Annotated in this window: 13 protein-coding genes; 5 read left to right on the top strand and 8 right to left on the bottom strand. The window is 69.6% G+C overall.

The window, feature by feature from the left end:
* Window positions 1-49 precede the first annotated feature (49 nt).
* On the top strand, window positions 50-958 hold the full coding sequence (locus AA983_RS06275; RefSeq protein ID WP_047311678.1) for a LysR family transcriptional regulator: 909 nt from the start codon (window positions 50-52) through the stop codon (window positions 956-958).
* A 29-nt stretch (window positions 959-987) separates the two neighbouring features.
* Here AA983_RS06275 and miaB read toward each other — a convergent pair whose 3' ends face one another.
* From miaB to AA983_RS15645, 4 genes are all read right to left on the bottom strand, one after another.
* Window positions 988-2,520 carry a tRNA (N6-isopentenyl adenosine(37)-C2)-methylthiotransferase MiaB gene (miaB, locus tag AA983_RS06270; RefSeq protein ID WP_047311403.1) on the bottom strand — a complete coding sequence of 511 codons (1,533 nt, stop codon included), beginning with the start codon at window positions 2,518-2,520 and terminating at the stop codon, window positions 988-990.
* A gap of 12 nt (window positions 2,521-2,532) precedes the next feature.
* Window positions 2,533-3,354, bottom strand: a complete 822-nt coding sequence (locus tag AA983_RS06265; protein ID WP_082128761.1) for a regulatory protein RecX — start codon at window positions 3,352-3,354, stop codon at window positions 2,533-2,535.
* Between the two features lie 52 nt (window positions 3,355-3,406).
* The gene (recA, locus tag AA983_RS06260; protein ID WP_369798772.1) at window positions 3,407-4,459 is read right to left on the bottom strand and encodes a recombinase RecA; all 1,053 of its coding nucleotides are present in this window, start codon (window positions 4,457-4,459) and stop codon (window positions 3,407-3,409) included.
* A gap of 284 nt (window positions 4,460-4,743) precedes the next feature.
* Window positions 4,744-4,977: a DUF3046 domain-containing protein gene (locus AA983_RS15645; RefSeq protein ID WP_182434682.1), complete on the bottom strand. Its 234-nt coding sequence runs from the start codon at window positions 4,975-4,977 to the stop codon at window positions 4,744-4,746.
* Between the two features lie 111 nt (window positions 4,978-5,088).
* On the opposite strand from AA983_RS15645, the gene AA983_RS06250 reads away from it, so the two are divergent.
* The 3 genes from AA983_RS06250 to AA983_RS06240 all read left to right on the top strand — a co-directional run bounded on the left by AA983_RS06250 (window position 5,089) and on the right by AA983_RS06240 (window position 11,559).
* Window positions 5,089-5,979, top strand: coding sequence for an SDR family NAD(P)-dependent oxidoreductase (locus AA983_RS06250; protein WP_047311401.1), 891 nt, complete (start codon window positions 5,089-5,091; stop codon window positions 5,977-5,979).
* Window positions 5,919-6,527, top strand: a complete 609-nt coding sequence (locus tag AA983_RS06245; protein WP_231579550.1) for a carboxymuconolactone decarboxylase family protein — start codon at window positions 5,919-5,921, stop codon at window positions 6,525-6,527. The genes AA983_RS06250 and AA983_RS06245 overlap by 61 nt, the downstream gene beginning before the upstream one ends.
* Window positions 6,528-6,609: 82 nt before the next feature.
* Window positions 6,610-11,559: a DEAD/DEAH box helicase gene (locus AA983_RS06240; RefSeq protein WP_047311400.1), complete on the top strand. Its 4,950-nt coding sequence runs from the start codon at window positions 6,610-6,612 to the stop codon at window positions 11,557-11,559.
* A gap of 76 nt (window positions 11,560-11,635) precedes the next feature.
* Here AA983_RS06240 and AA983_RS06235 read toward each other — a convergent pair whose 3' ends face one another.
* From AA983_RS06235 to rimO, 4 genes are all read right to left on the bottom strand, one after another.
* Window positions 11,636-11,929, bottom strand: coding sequence for a helix-turn-helix domain-containing protein (locus AA983_RS06235; protein WP_047311399.1), 294 nt, complete (start codon window positions 11,927-11,929; stop codon window positions 11,636-11,638).
* 90 nt (window positions 11,930-12,019) lie between these two features.
* The gene (locus tag AA983_RS06230) at window positions 12,020-12,547 is read right to left on the bottom strand and encodes a CinA family protein (RefSeq protein ID WP_047311398.1); all 528 of its coding nucleotides are present in this window, start codon (window positions 12,545-12,547) and stop codon (window positions 12,020-12,022) included.
* Window positions 12,544-13,167, bottom strand: coding sequence for a CDP-diacylglycerol--glycerol-3-phosphate 3-phosphatidyltransferase (pgsA, locus tag AA983_RS06225; protein ID WP_047311397.1), 624 nt, complete (start codon window positions 13,165-13,167; stop codon window positions 12,544-12,546). The genes AA983_RS06230 and pgsA overlap by 4 nt, the downstream gene beginning before the upstream one ends.
* A gap of 5 nt (window positions 13,168-13,172) precedes the next feature.
* On the bottom strand, window positions 13,173-14,645 hold the full coding sequence (gene rimO / locus AA983_RS06220; RefSeq protein WP_047311396.1) for a 30S ribosomal protein S12 methylthiotransferase RimO: 1,473 nt from the start codon (window positions 14,643-14,645) through the stop codon (window positions 13,173-13,175).
* A gap of 132 nt (window positions 14,646-14,777) precedes the next feature.
* On the opposite strand from rimO, the gene AA983_RS06215 reads away from it, so the two are divergent.
* The gene (locus AA983_RS06215) at window positions 14,778-16,355 is read left to right on the top strand and encodes a MauE/DoxX family redox-associated membrane protein (protein WP_047311395.1); all 1,578 of its coding nucleotides are present in this window, start codon (window positions 14,778-14,780) and stop codon (window positions 16,353-16,355) included.
* The last annotated feature ends 104 nt before the right edge of the window (window positions 16,356-16,459 follow it).

Raw genomic sequence — 16,459 nt, 5'->3', positions numbered from 1 at the left:
CCGGGCGGCCCACATACGGAAATACGTTCTCAATGCCACACTGATGCACATGACGCATGAACAGGATCCGGAGGTTCTCTCAGGTCACAACTGGATCGTGACCCTGGCCGAGGTGGAGAACGTCACCGATGCCGCGGCGATGCTCGGGACGACCCAGCCGACCCTCTCCCGGAGGCTTGCGACGCTCGAATCAGCGCTCGGAGCGTCGTTGTTCGATCGACCGGGGCGGCGGCTGCGCCTCAACGACGCCGGACGCATCTACGTCGACGCGGCCCGCCGCGCGGACTTCACGATGGCCGTCGCCCGCGCGCGCATCGCCGAGATGCACGGGGGCGACGACGAACTGCGCCTCGGCTTCCTCCACAGTTTCGGCCCCTGGCTCGTGCCCCACCTGCTGGGCCACGTGCGTCGGAGTCACCCGCACGCACGCTTCCAACTCGTGCAGGACGCCGCCGAGACGATCTGTCGCCTCGTCCGCGAGGGCGACCTCGACGTCGGGATCGTCTCTCCGAAGCCGCGCGTGGAGGAAGGCCCCCAGTGGCGCTCGCTCATCCAGCAGCCCATCGCCCTGGCCGTTCCCGAAGACCACCCGTTGGCCTCACGCGGGGAAGTGACGCTACGCGACGCAGCCGAGGAAACCTTCGTCACCATGCCGGCTCACTACGGCATGCGACGCGTGCTCGACGAGGCCTGCGCCGAGGCCGGATTCCGCCCGCGTCTGGGGACCGAGTGCCAGGAGTTGGGTACGGTGCGCGGGCTCGTCGAAGCGGGGCTGGGCGTAGCCCTGCTCCCCCGCGAACAGCGTCGATCAGGCGCGGACGGTGTGCGCCTCGTGACTCTGTGCGACCCGGCACTCACGCGCGAGATCGGCATCGTGCGCGCCGCCGATCGGGTGCTCCCCGCCGTGGCACGTTCGCTCGCCGACGCGGAAGCGCCCCCACTACCTTTCGGGCAGTAGGGGCGCGTGGCGTGGGATGAGGAGCGGCGTCAGCCGATGCCGCAGGCGGGGGCGCTCGGCGCCGGGGTATCCGGCTTGCCGATCGACGGCATGCCGAGCGCGACGGCGGGCTTGGCCGCGCCGGCCGGCGTTCCCGCTGAGGCCGCGTCCTGCAGAGCCTGCCAGGCGTCGCCGCCGCGAGTGCGACGCACGTCGTACGTGCCCCCGTCGAGACCGGAGTCCGCGACGAGGTGGTGCGGCGCACCGTAGGTGACCTCGACCGTCACCATGTCGCCCGGGCGAGGGCGCTCGGCTCCCTCGGGAACGGCGAAGTGGACGAGACGGTTGTCGCGGGCACGGCCCGACATGCGGTTGGTCTCGGCGTCCTTGCGGCCCTCGGCCGGGGCGACGAGCACCTCGACCGTGCGGCCCTCCTGCTCACGGTTGCCCGCCCAGGAGACGCGCTCCTGGAGCTCGATGAGGCGCTCGAAGCGCTCCTGCACGACTTCCTTGGGGATCTGGCCGTCCATCGTGGCCGCCGGGGTGCCGGGGCGAATGGAGTACTGGAACGTGAACGCGGAGCTGAAGCGCGACTTCTCGACGACGTCGAGCGTGCCCTGGAAGTCCTCCTCCGTCTCGCCGGGGAAGCCGACGATGATGTCGGTGGTGATGGCAGCGTCGGGCATGCGCTCGCGCACCTTGTCGATGATGCCGAGGAACTTCTTGCTGCGGTAGCTGCGACGCATGTCCTTGAGCACCTTGTCACTGCCCGACTGCAGGGGCATGTGCAGGCTCGGCATGACGTTCGGCGTCTCGGCCATGGCCTCGATGACGTCGTCGGTGAAGGCGGCCGGGTGCGGACTCGTGAACCGGACCCGCTCGAGGCCTTCGATCTCACCGCAGGCGCGCAGCAGCTTGCTGAAGGCCTGGCGGTCGCCGAACTCCACGCCGTAGGTGTTGACGTTCTGGCCGAGCAGGGTGATCTCGACGACGCCCTGGTCGACGAGTGCCTTGACCTCGTTGAGGATCTCGCCGGGTCGGCGGTCCTTCTCCTTGCCGCGCAGCTCGGGCACGATGCAGAACGTGCAGGTGTTGTTGCAGCCCACCGAGATGGAGACCCAGCCCGAGTAGGCAGAGTCACGGCGCGTCGGCAGCGTCGAGGGGAAGACCTCGAGGGATTCGAGGATCTCGACCTGCGCCTCGGCGTTGTGGCGCGCGCGCTCGAGCAGCACCGGCAGGGAGCCGACGTTGTGTGTTCCGAAGACGACGTCGACCCAGGGGGCGCGGCTGACGATGTCGGAGCGGTCCTTCTGCGCGAGGCAGCCACCGACGGCGATCTGCATGCCCGGCGTCTTGTCCTTGACCGGGCGCAGGTGGCCGAGGTTGCCGTACAGCTTGTTCGAGGCGTTCTCACGCACCGCGCACGTGTTGAACACGACGAGGTCGGGGTTCTCCGGGCGCTCGGTGTCGGGCACCGCAGCGAAGTCGGTGTACCCGGCCTGCTCGAGCAGCCCCGAGATGCGCTCGGAGTCGTGGACATTCATCTGGCACCCGTGGGTGCGCACCTCATACGTCTTAGCCATGGCCCATCGATTCTAGTGCGCCTCGTCGGGTGCGGCCGAACCCTGGATTTCCTTGATGACCGACCACACGAGCGAAGGCGGATATCCCTTGCGGGCGAGGAGCCCGGCGAGACGCCTCGTCTGCGTCTGTTCGTCGAGGCGCGACATCGTTGTCATCTTCTTGCGCGCGAGTTGGAGGGCGACGGCGCGCTCGGCGTCGTCGTCGACCTGTTCGAGGGCGCCCTCGGCCACCTCGGGGGTGATGCCCTTGCGCTTGAGCTCCTGCGCGAGCGCCTTGCGCGCCAGTCCGCGGGAGGCGATTTGTGAACGCACGAGCATGCCCGCGTAGGCCTCGTCGTCGACGAGCTTCACGTCCTCCATGCGGTCGAGCACGGCTTCCGCCACGTCGTCGTCGACCTCCTTCTCGCGCAGTTTGTCCGCGAGCTGCGCTCGACTCTTCGGGGCGGCCGTGAGCTGACGCAGAACGATCTCGCGAGCAAACCCCAGCGGATCCTTCTCGCGCTCGGCCGCCTCCTCCTCGCGGCGCTTCTGCGCCCGCTTCTCCCGGCGCTCGGCCTTCTCGGCCCACGTGAGCTGCTTCTTCTTACGCCCCTTGCCCTTGGCGCCACGGCCCGACGACCGTGCGCCCTCGCCGAAGGACGAACCCGAGGAGCCTCGCCGACCGGCCGAAGACGACGGTTCGTCATCGCGAGGCTCGAAACCACCCGATGTCGGGCTTGAGCGCTCCTCACCCCAGGTGGTCGATGCGTCGAAGCTCGCCTCGACGACGTCGGAGGGGTCGATGAAATCGGGCAGCCCCAGAGACTGCCCGACGTCGTCAGGTCGGTGGTTCATGCGCGTGCACAACCCGGCGCGCGCCGGGTTACCGGTCGCGCGCCGGCGTCGATCAGAAGTCGACCGCAACCTCGGCGTCGATCGGCGCATCCGGGTCGAGAACGCCTGCCGCGTCCTCGGCGTCCGGGTCGACGAGGATGCCCAGCTTCCGCTTGATCTTCAGCTCGAGCTCGTCGGTGAGCTGCGGGTTGTCCTTGAGGAAGTTGCGGGCGTTCTCCTTGCCCTGACCGAGCTGGTCTCCTTCGTACGTGTACCAAGCACCGGACTTGCGCACGAAGCCCTGCTCGACACCCATGTCGATGAGACCACCCTCACGGGAGATGCCCTGGCCGTAGAGGATGTCGAACTCGGCCTGCTTGAACGGCGGAGCGACCTTGTTCTTGACGATCTTGGCGCGGGTGCGGTTACCCACGGGCTCCGAACCGTCCTTGAGCGTTTCGATGCGGCGCACGTCGATGCGAACCGAGGCGTAGAACTTGAGCGCCTTACCACCGGTGGTCGTCTCCGGGGAGCCGAACATGACACCGATCTTCTCGCGCAGCTGGTTGATGAAGATCGCCGTCGTGCCGGTGGAGTTGAGCGCACCCGTGATCTTGCGCAGTGCCTGGGACATGAGGCGCGCCTGCAGACCGACGTGGCTGTCGCCCATCTCGCCCTCGATCTCGGCGCGGGGCACGAGTGCGGCGACCGAGTCGATGACGATGATGTCGAGCGAACCGGAGCGGATGAGCATGTCGGCGATCTCGAGCGCCTGCTCACCGGTGTCGGGCTGGCTGACGAGGAGCGAGTCGGTGTCGACGCCCAGCTTGCGGGCGTACTCCGGGTCGAGCGCGTGCTCAGCGTCGATGAAGGCGGCGATGCCGCCGGACTTCTGGGCGTTGGCCACGGCGTGCAGCGCGACGGTCGTCTTGCCGGACGATTCCGGGCCGTAGATCTCCACGACACGACCACGCGGAAGACCGCCGATACCGAGCGCGACGTCGAGCGCGATCGAGCTGGTCGGGATGACCTCGATGGGCGGGCGCACGTCCTCACCGAGGCGCATGATCGAGCCCTTGCCGTGAGCCTTCTCGATCTGAGCCATCACGGTGTCGAGCGACTTCATCTTGTCGCCGCCTGGGGAAGTGGTGGGAGCCTGGGACTTGGCCATGGCGTTCTCCTTCGTCGAATCGTGGATGAGCGCGCCTACAGACGATCGAGCCCTCGGTCCACGTGCGGGTGACCTGGTGTCGAATCAGACGCTAGAGGCGAACACCGACAACCCCGCAATGGCAGCCCACGCACGTTGTGGACGGGGGTTCCCCGGCGTCGCATCTGTGGATGACGATACACGAAAGTTAGAACACGCGTTCGATCACGTGCAGCGTGGCGTGGCGGGAGGCGTCCCGGCTACTCGAAGGGGCGCTCGACGATGGGGAGATCCTCACCCAGACGGCGCGACTCCGGCACCTCGAAGGCGTCGCACACGGCCTCCCACACGCGGCGCGCGGGTACCCCCTCGGCGAGCGCCTCGTTCGCGGTGCGCCCGCCGAGGTCGGTGAGCACGTGGCTCGAGGCGACCATCGGGCCGTAGGCATCACCGAACTCGCCGAGCATCAGACGATTGAACTCACTCTCACGCACTCCCCCAGACTCTCCCGCCCGCACTCGGTTCGCCAAACGAGCGCCTTGCCTGACGGCCGACCTCCCCGACTCCGCGGACGCGCCACGTCCCTGCGTGCCAGGGTGGAGAACATGCTGGAACGTACGCCCGCCCATGTCCGCCCCGGAACCCGAGTGCTCGTCACCGGCGCTGCACGTGGCATCGGAGCCGCGCTGGCCACGCAACTCGCCTCCCACGGCGCACGTGTCGCCTTCACCGGTATCGAGCCCGACGCGCTCGAAGCGGCTGCTTCGGCCGCCGACAGCCCTTCGTACGCACTCGATGTCAGCGACCGTGACGCCGTCGACGAGGTCGTCGATCGCGTCGCAGCCGACTTCGGCGGCCTCGACGTCGTCGTCGCGAACGCCGGCATCGCACGGCAACTGCCGATGACGGGCGGCGACCCGAGTGTCATGGAGCGCATGCTCGAGGTCAACACCCTCGGCGCGTACTACACGGCCCGCGCGGCCGCGCGACACGTGGCGCACCCCGGCGGCTACCTCCTCATGACGTCCTCGCTCGCGGCGGCGGTGCACCTACCGTTGCTCGGTGCGTACTCGGCGTCGAAGGCGGCCGTCGAGGCGGTCGGCGACACCCTACGCATCGAACTGCGCCCCGACGGAGCCCGCGTCGGCGTCGCCTATTTCGCCGAACTCGACACGGAGATGACCTCCCGCGGGTTCGACACGGGAGCAGCGCACGCCCTGCTCGGGTCCCGGGGCACGTTGAGTGGCCTCGGCTCCCTGCCCCAGGCCGTCGACCGCATCGAACGCGGTATCGCCCGCCGTTCTCGCACCGTCTGCGCCCCGGCGTGGGTGCGCCCTGTCGTCCCGCTGCGTCATTTGGCCCAGCGTGCCGTCGAGTTGCGGGGCTTTCCCAACCTGCGCGAAGCCCTCGAGCTGGCCCGCAGCGAGGACGCCCCGTGGACGACTCCGCAGCCCGACGGCAGGCCGAGCGCACGTCACGGGGAGCACGCACGATGACGGCGCGCATCGCACCCGGCGGCCGTCGCGAGATCGGAGCCGTCGCCTGGCTGGGCTCGCGGATCGCGGGTCGGGTCACAGGAACCGAGCCACCGGCCTTCATCACGACGCTCGGGCGGGGACGGCGGCAGTTCTGGGGGTGGCTCGCGTTCGCCGGTTCACTCATGCCCTTCGGCACGCTGACGCGGCGCGAGAGCGAGTCGGTCATCCTGCGCGTCGCGGCCGTCTCGGGGTGCGCCTACGAGAGCGCCCACCACCGTCACCTCGGCGAGCGCGCGGGCTTGAGCGCGGCCCAGGTCGACGACGCCAACGACACGGGCGACCTCAGCCCGGCGCTGTGGAGCGAGCGGGAACTCACAGTGCTCGCAGCCGCGGACGAGTTGGCCCGCACGGGTGACCTCACCGACGCGACCTGGCAGCGAGTGCGCGGTCAGCTCAGTGAGCGCGAGGCCATCGAACTCGTCCAGCTCACCAACCACTACGTCATGCTCGCCACGACGCTGCGTGTGCTGCGCGTCGAACCGGATGCGCCCCGACGCACGGCGTGATTGAGAGCCCACCGACGCCGGTGACGCTTCGGGTAAACACCGCGACGACGGGGTTGTCGGCGGCTCGTGGGAGGCTGCCGTCATGAGCAGTTCCGTCGTCGAGCGCTTCTCCCCTGCCACGCGTGAGTGGTTCACGGGAACGTTCGGCGAGCCCACTCCCGCGCAGGAGGGCGCGTGGGAATCCATCAGTGAAGGTCGGCACACGCTGGTCGTCGCCCCGACCGGTTCGGGTAAGACCCTCAGTGCGTTCCTCTGGGCGCTCGATCGGCTCGCGAGCACGCCGCGCCCCGACGACGTCGACCGTCGCTGCCGAGTGCTCTACGTCTCGCCGATGAAGGCCCTCGCCGTCGACGTGGAGCGCAACCTGCGCTCACCGCTCGTCGGCATCAGGCACGCCAGCACGCGCCTCGGCCTCGAGGAGCCGGATCTCGGCGTCGCCGTCCGCTCGGGCGACACGACGCCGGCGGAGCGCCGCGCGTTCTCGTCGCGCTCGGCGGACGTTCTCATCACGACGCCGGAATCGCTGTTCCTTCTCCTCACGAGTAGCGCCCGCGAGCGCCTGCGGGGCGTCGAGTACGTCATCGTCGACGAGATCCACGCCGTCGCCGGCACCAAACGCGGAGCGCACCTCGCCGTGACGCTCGAGCGGCTCGATGCGTTGCTCGACTCTCCGGCGCAGCGCATCGGGTTGTCGGCGACGGTCAGCCCGGTGAGCGAGGTGGAGCGCTTCCTCGCGGGCGGCCGCCCGGTCACGACGGTGCAGCCGCCCAGCACGAAGAACTGGGAGCTCGACGTCGTCGTGCCCGTGGAGGACATGGCCGACCTCGCGACGACGCCCACACCGGACGCCGAGGCCTCGTACGACGATCACGCGCCCGAGGCAACGGCCTCCATCTGGCCTCACGTGGAGGAGCGCATCGTCGACCTCGTGGCCTCGCACACCTCGACGCTGGTGTTCGCCAACTCTCGGCGCCTCGCCGAACGCCTCACGGCGAGACTCAACGAGATCTGGAGCGAACGCCTCGAGGCGGCCGAGGCCGAGCGTGCCATGAGCGCAGGGGAATCCGAGGGCCCCGGTGACCCCGCAGACGCGCACGAGCCGGAAGCCGACGCTGATTCCGGGGAGTTCATGCACGGGTACGACCCCCGGGCGAGCAAGCCGGCCGCCCAACTCATCGGTGGGGCGGGCACGAGCCGAGGCGCTCCGGCGGTCCTGGCCCGCGCGCACCACGGCTCCGTGAGCAAGGACGTGCGCGCCGAGATCGAGACCGAACTCAAGGCCGGCCGCCTGCCGGCCGTCGTCGCCACGAGTTCGCTGGAACTCGGCATCGACATGGGCGCCATCGACCTCGTCGTCCAGGTGGAGTCGCCGCCGAGCGTGGCGAGCGGCCTGCAGCGCATCGGACGCGCGGGCCACCAGGTGGGTGCGACGAGCCACGGTGTGCTCTTCCCGAAGTACCGTGGCGATCTCCTCTCGGCAGCTGTCGTCGTCGAGCGCATGCGCTCGGGTGAGATCGAACCTCTGCGGGTGCCGAGCAACCCCCTCGACGTCCTCGCCCAGCAGGTCGTCGCCATGGTGGCGATGGACGACGTCCCCCGCGCCGATCTGCTCGCGCTCATGCAGCGCAGCGCGCCGTTCGCCTCGCTCACCTCCGGGGTGCTCGACTCCGTCCTCGACATGCTGTCGGGCCTCTACCCGAGCGACTCGTTCCGCGAGCTGCGCGCACGCATCGTGTGGGATCGCACCGACGACGTCCTGCGCTCACGCCCGGGCGCCCAACGTCTCGCGGTCACGTCCGGCGGCACGATTCCCGACCGTGGGCTGTACGGAGTCTTTCTCGCGGGCGGTGACGGCCCCGGCCGTCGCGTCGGTGAGCTCGACGAGGAGATGGTCTACGAGAGCCGCGTCGGCGACGTCTTCACGCTCGGCACGAGCACGTGGCGCATCGAGGACATCACGCGCGACCAGGTGCTCGTGACGCCGGCTCCGGGCCAGGCAGCGCGCTTGCCGTTCTGGAAGGGCGACTCCCTCGGTCGTCCGCTTGAACTGGGGCGGGCCATCGGAGCGTTCGCCCGCGAACTCGGCGACCTCGACGACGACGCAGCCACCGCCCGGGCTCGCGCCGTCGGTCTCGACGACCTCGCTTCCCGCAACCTCGTCACGTACCTGCGCGAGCAGCAGGAGTCCACCGGACGCCTCCCCAGCGACCGCACCATCGTCGTCGAGCGCTTCCGCGACGAGATGGGCGACTGGCGGGTCGTCGTCCACTCCCCCTTCGGCGCAGCCGTCCACGCGCCCTGGGCCCTCGTCGTGGGCGCGCGGATGCGCGAACGCTTCGGCGCCGACGTGCAGGCCATGCACACCGACGACGGACTCGTCTTCCGGCTGCTCGACACCGAGGGCGACGACGACACCCTCACCGCGGCTTTGCTCGAAGCGATCGTGCTCGACCCCGACGAGATCACCGCCCGCGTCACGGACGAGGTGGGTGGCACCGCGCTGTTCGCCTCCCGCTTCCGGGAGTGCGCCGCCCGGGCGCTTCTGCTCCCGCGTCAGAACCCGGGACGCCGCCAGGCGCTGTGGCAGCAACGCCAGCGGGCCGCCCAGCTCCTCGAGGTGGCGAGCGACTATCCGAGTTTTCCCATCGTGCTCGAGGCCGTGCGCGAGGTCCTCCAGGACGTCTACGACGTGCCGGGCCTCGTCGAGCTCATGCGCTCGGTGGAGCGCCGCGCCATCCAGGTGGTGCACACCGAGACGACGTCACCCAGTCCGTACGCCAAGGCCATGCTGTTCAGCTACGTGGCCCAGTTCCTCTACGAGGGCGACTCGCCGCTCGCCGAACGCCGCGCCGCCGCTCTGTCCCTCGACCCGGAGTTGCTCGCCGACCTGCTCGGCTCGGCCGGTGGCCTGTCGATCGCGGAACTGCTCGACCCCGACGTCGTCCGTCGCCACGAACGCCGACTGCAACTGCTCGATCCGAGCCGCCGGATGCGTCACGCGGAAGACCTCGCGGACGCATTGCGCACCCTCGGCCCGTTGACGCTCGACGAGATCGTTGCGCGCTCGGGGCGTCACGACTCCGCTGACGATGATTCCGGGAGCCGGGATCCCGGGGAACCTGATGCCTCACCGCACAGCGATGCCGCCCCGAATCTGAGTTCCGACGAGTGCCGTGCCTGGTGGAACGCCCTCGTCGGTGAGCGCCGCGCCATCGAGGTTCGGTGGGGCTCTCGGACGAGGCTCGCAGCCGTCGAGGACGCAGCTCGGTTGCGCGATGCGCTCGGTGTCGCCCTGCCGCCCGGCGTCCCGCAGGCCTTCCTCGAGCCCGGCGACACGCCCCTCGACGATCTGCTCACGAGGTACGCCGCGTGCCACGCACCGTTCACGGCGCAACAGGCGGCCGAGGCCTTCGCCCTCGGGGTGTCCGTCGTTCGAAACGCCCTCACGCGCCTCACACGAGCCGGACGCCTCACGCACGGCGCGCTGCTGCCCGACGCGCTGGGCGGCGGCGATACCTCCGGCGAATACTGCGACAACGCCGTCCTGCGTTCCCTGCGTCGGCTGTCCCTCGCGGCTCTTCGCGCCGAGATCGAACCGGTGTCCGCCACGCAGTACGCCCGGTTCCTGCCCCGCTGGCAGCAGGTTGGCGACACGTTGCGCGGTGCCGACGGCGTGCTGGCCGCGCTCGAACCCCTGCTCGGTGTGCCCATGCCGGCGTCCGCGATCGAGAGCCTTGTCCTGCCCGCACGAGTTCGCGGCTACCGGCCCGCCGACCTCGACGAACTGCTCGCCTCGGGTGAACTGCTCTGGCAGGGCCACGGCAGTATCTCGGCCGACGACGGATGGATCAGTTTCCACACGCCCGACTCGGCACCGTTGACGCTTCGGTCGGGCGCCGGCGACGCACCGGCCGGCGATTCAGTCGATGCTCACGCTCCTGCGCCGCGCGCCCACGACGAGACCACCGATCACACCGAAGCGCACACCACCGACACTGATACCACCACGAGCCACGAGACCGCTGTCGCTGCGCAGCGCGTCACGTCGCGCTCGGTGCGCGACGTCCTCGCCCGCGGCGGAAGTCACCTGTTCCGTGACATCGCGGGAGCTCTCGGATCACACGATGACACCGCCGTCGCGACAGCCCTCTGGCAACTCGTGTGGGAGGGCGCCGCGAGCGGTGACACCTTCGCGCCGGTTCGGGCCCTGCTCAGCGGCGGCGCCAGTGCCCACAAGCCGCGAGTTCCGAGTAACCGCGGTTCTCGGTACGCGCGCCTGCGTGGCCCGTCGCTCTCCACCCGCTCGCGACCGACCGCCGCCGGTCTCGCGACGGGTCGTGGACCGGCGCACGGCGCGGGCCGGTGGCGGCTCCTGCCGGAGGCCCACGACGACCTCACCGAGCGCACGTTCATGGCTGCTGAACTCCTGCTCGTCCGACACGGGGTCGTCACGCGCGGCGCCGTCGTGGACGAAGAAATACCCGGCGGGTTCTCCGCCGTCTACCGGGTGCTCGCCGGCGCCGAGGAGCGTGGCCTCGTGCGCCGCGGTTACTTCGTCGAGGGCCTCGGGGCGTCCCAGTTCGGTGCCGCCGTCGCCGTCGACTCGCTGCGTGCCACACGAGCGCCCGAACCCGATCCGTGGGGTCGACGCGAACCGGAGATCCTCGTGCTCGCTGCCTGCGATCCCGCCAACCCGTTCGGCGCGGCCCTGCCGTGGCCGGCCGCCCAGGATGCTCACGCCGGGCATCGTCCTGGCCGTAAGGCGGGTGCCCTCGTCGTCATCGCCGACGGCGAGCTCGTCACCTATCTCGAACGTGGCGGTCGAACCGCCCTCACGTGGCCGGCTGACGACGCCGCCTGGGCACCCGTAGCCCGCGCCCTCGCCGACCTCGTGACGCGTGGTGCGCTCTCGTCGCTCACCGTGCGCACGGTCAACGGCCTCACCGCCCTCGGCAACGAGGCTCCCCTCGTCGCGGCGCTGCTGGAGGCGGGCTTCCATTCCTCACCCCAGGGCATCCGCAAACGCCGCTGACGTTCCGCGGTCCGAGCATGACGAAGGCCCGCCACCCGCTCGAAGTGGGTGACGGGCCTCGTCCTGGCGTGATGCGTCAGGCGGCGCGGGCCACCGCGTCACGCTGCGGGTGCAGCACAACCGGGGCGCTGGCCTTCTCCGCGGCCTGAACGCTCGCGGCGACGAGCGACAGCGTCTCGGACATGGGCAGCTCGAGAGCCTCGCAAACCGCAGCGAGCAGCTCCGAGGAGGCTTCCTTCTCGCCGCGCTCGATCTCGCTGAGGTATCCGAGCGAGATGCGGGCCGTCTTCGAAACCTCGCGCAGGGTGCGCCCCTGTGCGCGGCGCTGCTGGCGCAGCACGTCACCGAGCTGTTCGCGAAGCAAGATCATGCTTTCCTCCTGGCGACGGCGCATCGGTGCGCGCGATTGGCGATGTCAGGTTCCAACATAGCGCTGAGGGGTGACAACCCCAACGGGTGTTCACCGCGTGTGGTCGAGCGCCATCTGCCAGGCCGCCCAGGCGGCTGCCCGACGGATCTCGGCGCGATCCCCCACGAACTGAAACCTGTCGACATGGCAACGCCCTCGCTCACCCGGAGATTCCCCGGAGAACGCGACGGCGACGTAACAGGTTCCGACGTCCTGGCCGTCCTGGATGGCGGGTCCTGCGACGCCAGTGGTGGCCACGGCGAGGTCTGCCGCGAAGAGGCGTACGGCACCGTGAGCCATCTCGAGAGCGACGTCGGCGTCGACAGCACCGCGCTCACGCAGCAGGTCGGCATCGACGCCGAGCACCGCGGCCTTGGTGGGCGTCGCGTAGGTCGCGGCTCCCCCGCGCAGCACGGCGCTGGCGCCGGGAACGTCGGCGATACCCGCGCTCACGAGGCCGGCGGTGAGGGACTCGGCCGTGGCGATCGTCAGGCCACGGTCACGCAGCTGCTCGACGAGACGCGTCGCGAGATCGGCCGAGTCGTTCTCGGTCACGGCGCGTCGGTCCTGCTCGCTCATGACTGCGTCGAGCGCGCCCGCGCCGTCCGGGCGCTCTCACGTCGCAGCTTGGCCGCGCGGAAGAAGTAATCGATGCCAGTCGCGACGGTGACGACGATGGCGGCCGCCATGACGACCCACGCCCCGATGTGGCCCCAGTCCGGAAGCGGCAGGACGAAGAGTCCAGCGGCGAGCGCCTGCAGGGCCGTCTTCAGCTTGCCGCCGTGACTCGCGGGGATCACGCCGTGACGGATGACGACGAAGCGCAGCGCGGTGATGGCGAGCTCGCGGGCGAGCACGACGATCGTGGCCCACCACGGCAGCACGTCGATGATCGACAGCCCGATGAAGGCCATGCCCATGAGCGCCTTGTCGGCGATCGGGTCCATGAGCTTGCCGAACTCGGTCTCGAGGCCGCGGGATCGGGCGATCTGGCCGTCGATGCGGTCGGTGATCGAGGCGACGACGAACAGGACGAACGCGATGATGCGGTGGGTGGTGTTCTCACCGCCGTCGGCGAGCAGGAACCAGGCGAAGAACGGTACGAGGGCGATACGGCCCATCGTGAGAACGTTCGCGAGGTTCCAGGTGCTGACGGGCTTGCGCGCCCCGGTGGGCGTCTCGGTCTCGAGATCGCTCATCCGCTTCACCGCACCTCGGCGACGAGGTCGATGCCGTCGGTGGCGACGACCTCGACGCTCACCATGTCGCCGATGGCGAGGGGGCGCTCGTTGCTCGTCTCGACGTAGGTGACGCCGTCGACGTCGGGGCCCTGCTGTCCGGCGCGGCCGACGAAGCGCAGTTCGCCGTCCTCGTCCTCCTCCGCCTCGATGAGGACGTCGAGGCGTTCTCCGACGCGCTCCTCGGCTCGCTGGAGGTTGAGTTCCTCGGTGAGCGTACGGAAGTGCTCGAGGCGGGCTTCGATCTCGTCCGTGGGTAGCTTGTCCGCGTAGCTCTCGGCCTCGGTGCCGTCCTCGTCGGAGTAACCGAAGACACCGACGACGTCGAGACGCGCGGCGACGAGGAACTGCTCGAGTTCCTCGAGATCCTTCTCGGTCTCGCCGGGGAAGCCGACGATGACGTTCGAGCGGATGCCGGCGTTCGGCGTGCGGCGGCGCACGTCGTCGAGGAGCGTGAGGAACGACTCGCGGTCACCGAAGCGGCGCATCGTGCGCAGGAGCGGCCCGGAGGCGTGCTGGAAGGAGATGTCGTAGTACGGCGCGACACCGGGCGTGTTCGCCATGACGTCGAGCAGGTCGGGTCGGATCTCCGCAGGCTGCAGGTACGACACACGCACACGCTCGATGCCGTCGATGGCGGTGAGTTCGGGAAGCATGGTGTCGAGCAGACGCAGGTCGCCGAGGTCCTTGCCGTACGACGTCGAGTTCTCCGAGACGAGGAAGACCTCCTTGACGTCGTGCTCCGCGAGCCAACGCGCTTCGGCGAGAACGTCGGAGGGACGGCGGGACAGGAACGCGCCGCGGAAGGCCGGGATGGCGCAGAACGCGCACCGTCGGTCGCAACCGCTCGCGATTTTGAGCGGGGCCCACGGGCGTCCGTCAAGACGAGCCCGAATGACGCGCGGCGTACTCACCGGCGAAGCGACCTCGACGTCGGCGGGCTGCGACGTCACCGGCGCTGCGCCGTGACCCGGGAGTGCCAGACCAGCGGCGCCGTCCTGGCGCTTGGCGGGAGAGATGGGCAGCAGTTTGCGGCGATCCCCAGGCACGTGCGCCTCGGGCTTGTGCCCAGCCAGCACCGCTGTGAGGTGGCTCGACATGTCCTGGTATGAGTCGAAGCCGAGGACGGCGTCGGCCTCCGGCAGCTGCTCGGCGAGCTGGTTGCCATAGCGCTCGGCTAGACACCCGACGGCGACAACGGCCTGGGTGCGGCCGGTGTCCTTGAGGTCGTTGGCCTCGAGTAGTGCGTCGATTGAGTCTTTCTTGGCCTGCTCAACGAAACCGCAGGTGTTGACGACGGCCACGTCGGCGTCCGCGGCATCGTCGACGAGGGTCCACCCCTCAGACGCGAGGCGCCCGGCCAGCTCCTCGGAGTCGACCTCGTTTCGAGCGCACCCGAGGGTGACGACGGCAACGCTGCGGGACGGGGCTGAAGTCATGGCGTCAGTCTAGTGGCGCCCGGGGCCCACCCTGCCGCCATCGTTGGCTGCGGTGCGGCCAACGATGACGAGGCATCACATCGGCCATTCGGTGAGAGGGGCCTGTCAGTGGTGACGCCTACCATGAATGACGTGTATGACGCCCCCTCGACTGTCCCTGCGATCCTGCTCGTGCTCGTGCTCACCGTCTCCGGTTGCGCGAAGCTTGCTGCCCGCTCCACGGCGGATGAGGCCTTCATCAGCCTCCGTCTCCCTGTCATCCTGCGGAAGATCAAGGCGCCCGCTCTGCTGCCATTCGGCGAACTCGCGTTGGCCGTCGTGCTGGTGTTCGCCTGGGGCTGGCTGCAGCTGCTTGCCGCCGTTGCCGCCGTCCTGCTGTTCATCGCATACACGGTCGTCATTGTTCGCGCCCTGACGTTTGGCGAGCCCGTGCAGTGCTCCTGCTTCGGCAAACTCGGCCTCGGTGGCGTCGATGTTTTCACCGCCGTCCGTAACCTCCTCCTGGTCGGCCTCGCAGCCCTGACGCTGGTGGACGCCGCGGTGCACCGCAGCATCGCGGCCCGGCTCGCCAACTTCGACGGTGGCCAGTGGTGTTGGCTGGCGGGCGTCCTCGCCGCCGTCGTCCTCACGTGGCTTATTGCTGGGCACCGCGGAGAGGCCGGTGCCGTCAACGCGGCTGCGCCGTCCGCGGACGGCGAGTACCTCCGCGCGCCTACGCCCTTCGTTGCGCTCGAGACGGTAGACGGCACGACGATCGCGCTGCGAGACCTGCCGACAGGGCGCCCCGCGGCAGTCTTCGTCGTGTCCCCCAGCTGCGGATCCTGTGTCAGCGTCATTGAAAAGGTCCGCGCCTGGCAGCACACCGTGCCGCACGTGCGCACGGTGATCGTCCTGCCCTCGTTCGCCACGGATACCTACCACGGCCTCATCGACCCGCAGGATTTCGAGGTCTACTTCGACCCACAGGCCACCTTCACGCAGATGGTTCGAGGCGGGACGCCGACGGCCCTCCTCCTCGGCACCGACGACCTGATCGCCGCTGGGCCGGCCATCGGCGGCCCCGCCGTCGCGTCATTCATGGACGACATTGCTGCCCATCAGGAGCCCGCCATGAACAAGGTGGCGACGCCTACCGTCACGACCGGCACGATGGTGACGGAAGACCCCACCTTCGACTACACCAGCACCTCCCTGACGACCACCCCGCTGGCTGAGGTCGCGGACGACGGCATCGAGGACTACGAGCGGCGCCCCACCCCCTTCGCCCTGTTGGCCGACGGCGAGGGCAACCGCGTCTCGATGATCTCCATGGCCGATTCCGGCCCGGTCGTCCTGCTCATGGTCAGCCCTGGTTGCGGCTCCTGCCTGCCCGTCATCGAGCAGGCGCAGGGCTGGGAGGCGCAGCTGCGCGGCATCCCCGTCCGACTTGTCGTCACGCACGAATCCCATCTGCAGCCATTGCAGGAGCAGGGCTACGCGCCCAAGAGCATCCTCATCGACGAGCACAACGCCCTGCTGCAGATGTTCGGATCCGGCACGCCGACCCTGGTCGCGCTCGGGCCGGACCGGTACCTGCTGGCGGGTCCGGTCAGCGGCTCGCAGGCCATCACCGAGGCGATGGAGGAGATCATCGCTGAGGTGGCCGCGGCCCGGCCTGAGGCTGGAGACGGTGATCGGGCCGACGCCCTCACCGACTCGGCGCGCGAATAACGGAGCGTGACAACGGAGTGTAGTGAGCGGTCGACACGCCACCTGACTCCCGCGGTCACGCGATTCGCGCGGTCACGGGAGTCAGGTGGTCGACACGCCTGAGC

Origin of the sequence: Dermacoccus sp. PE3 (assembly GCF_001021715.1) — a bacterium.
Classification (GTDB): domain Bacteria; phylum Actinomycetota; class Actinomycetes; order Actinomycetales; family Dermatophilaceae; genus Dermacoccus; species Dermacoccus abyssi.
This window is presented reverse-complemented; position numbering and strand designations above follow the sequence as displayed.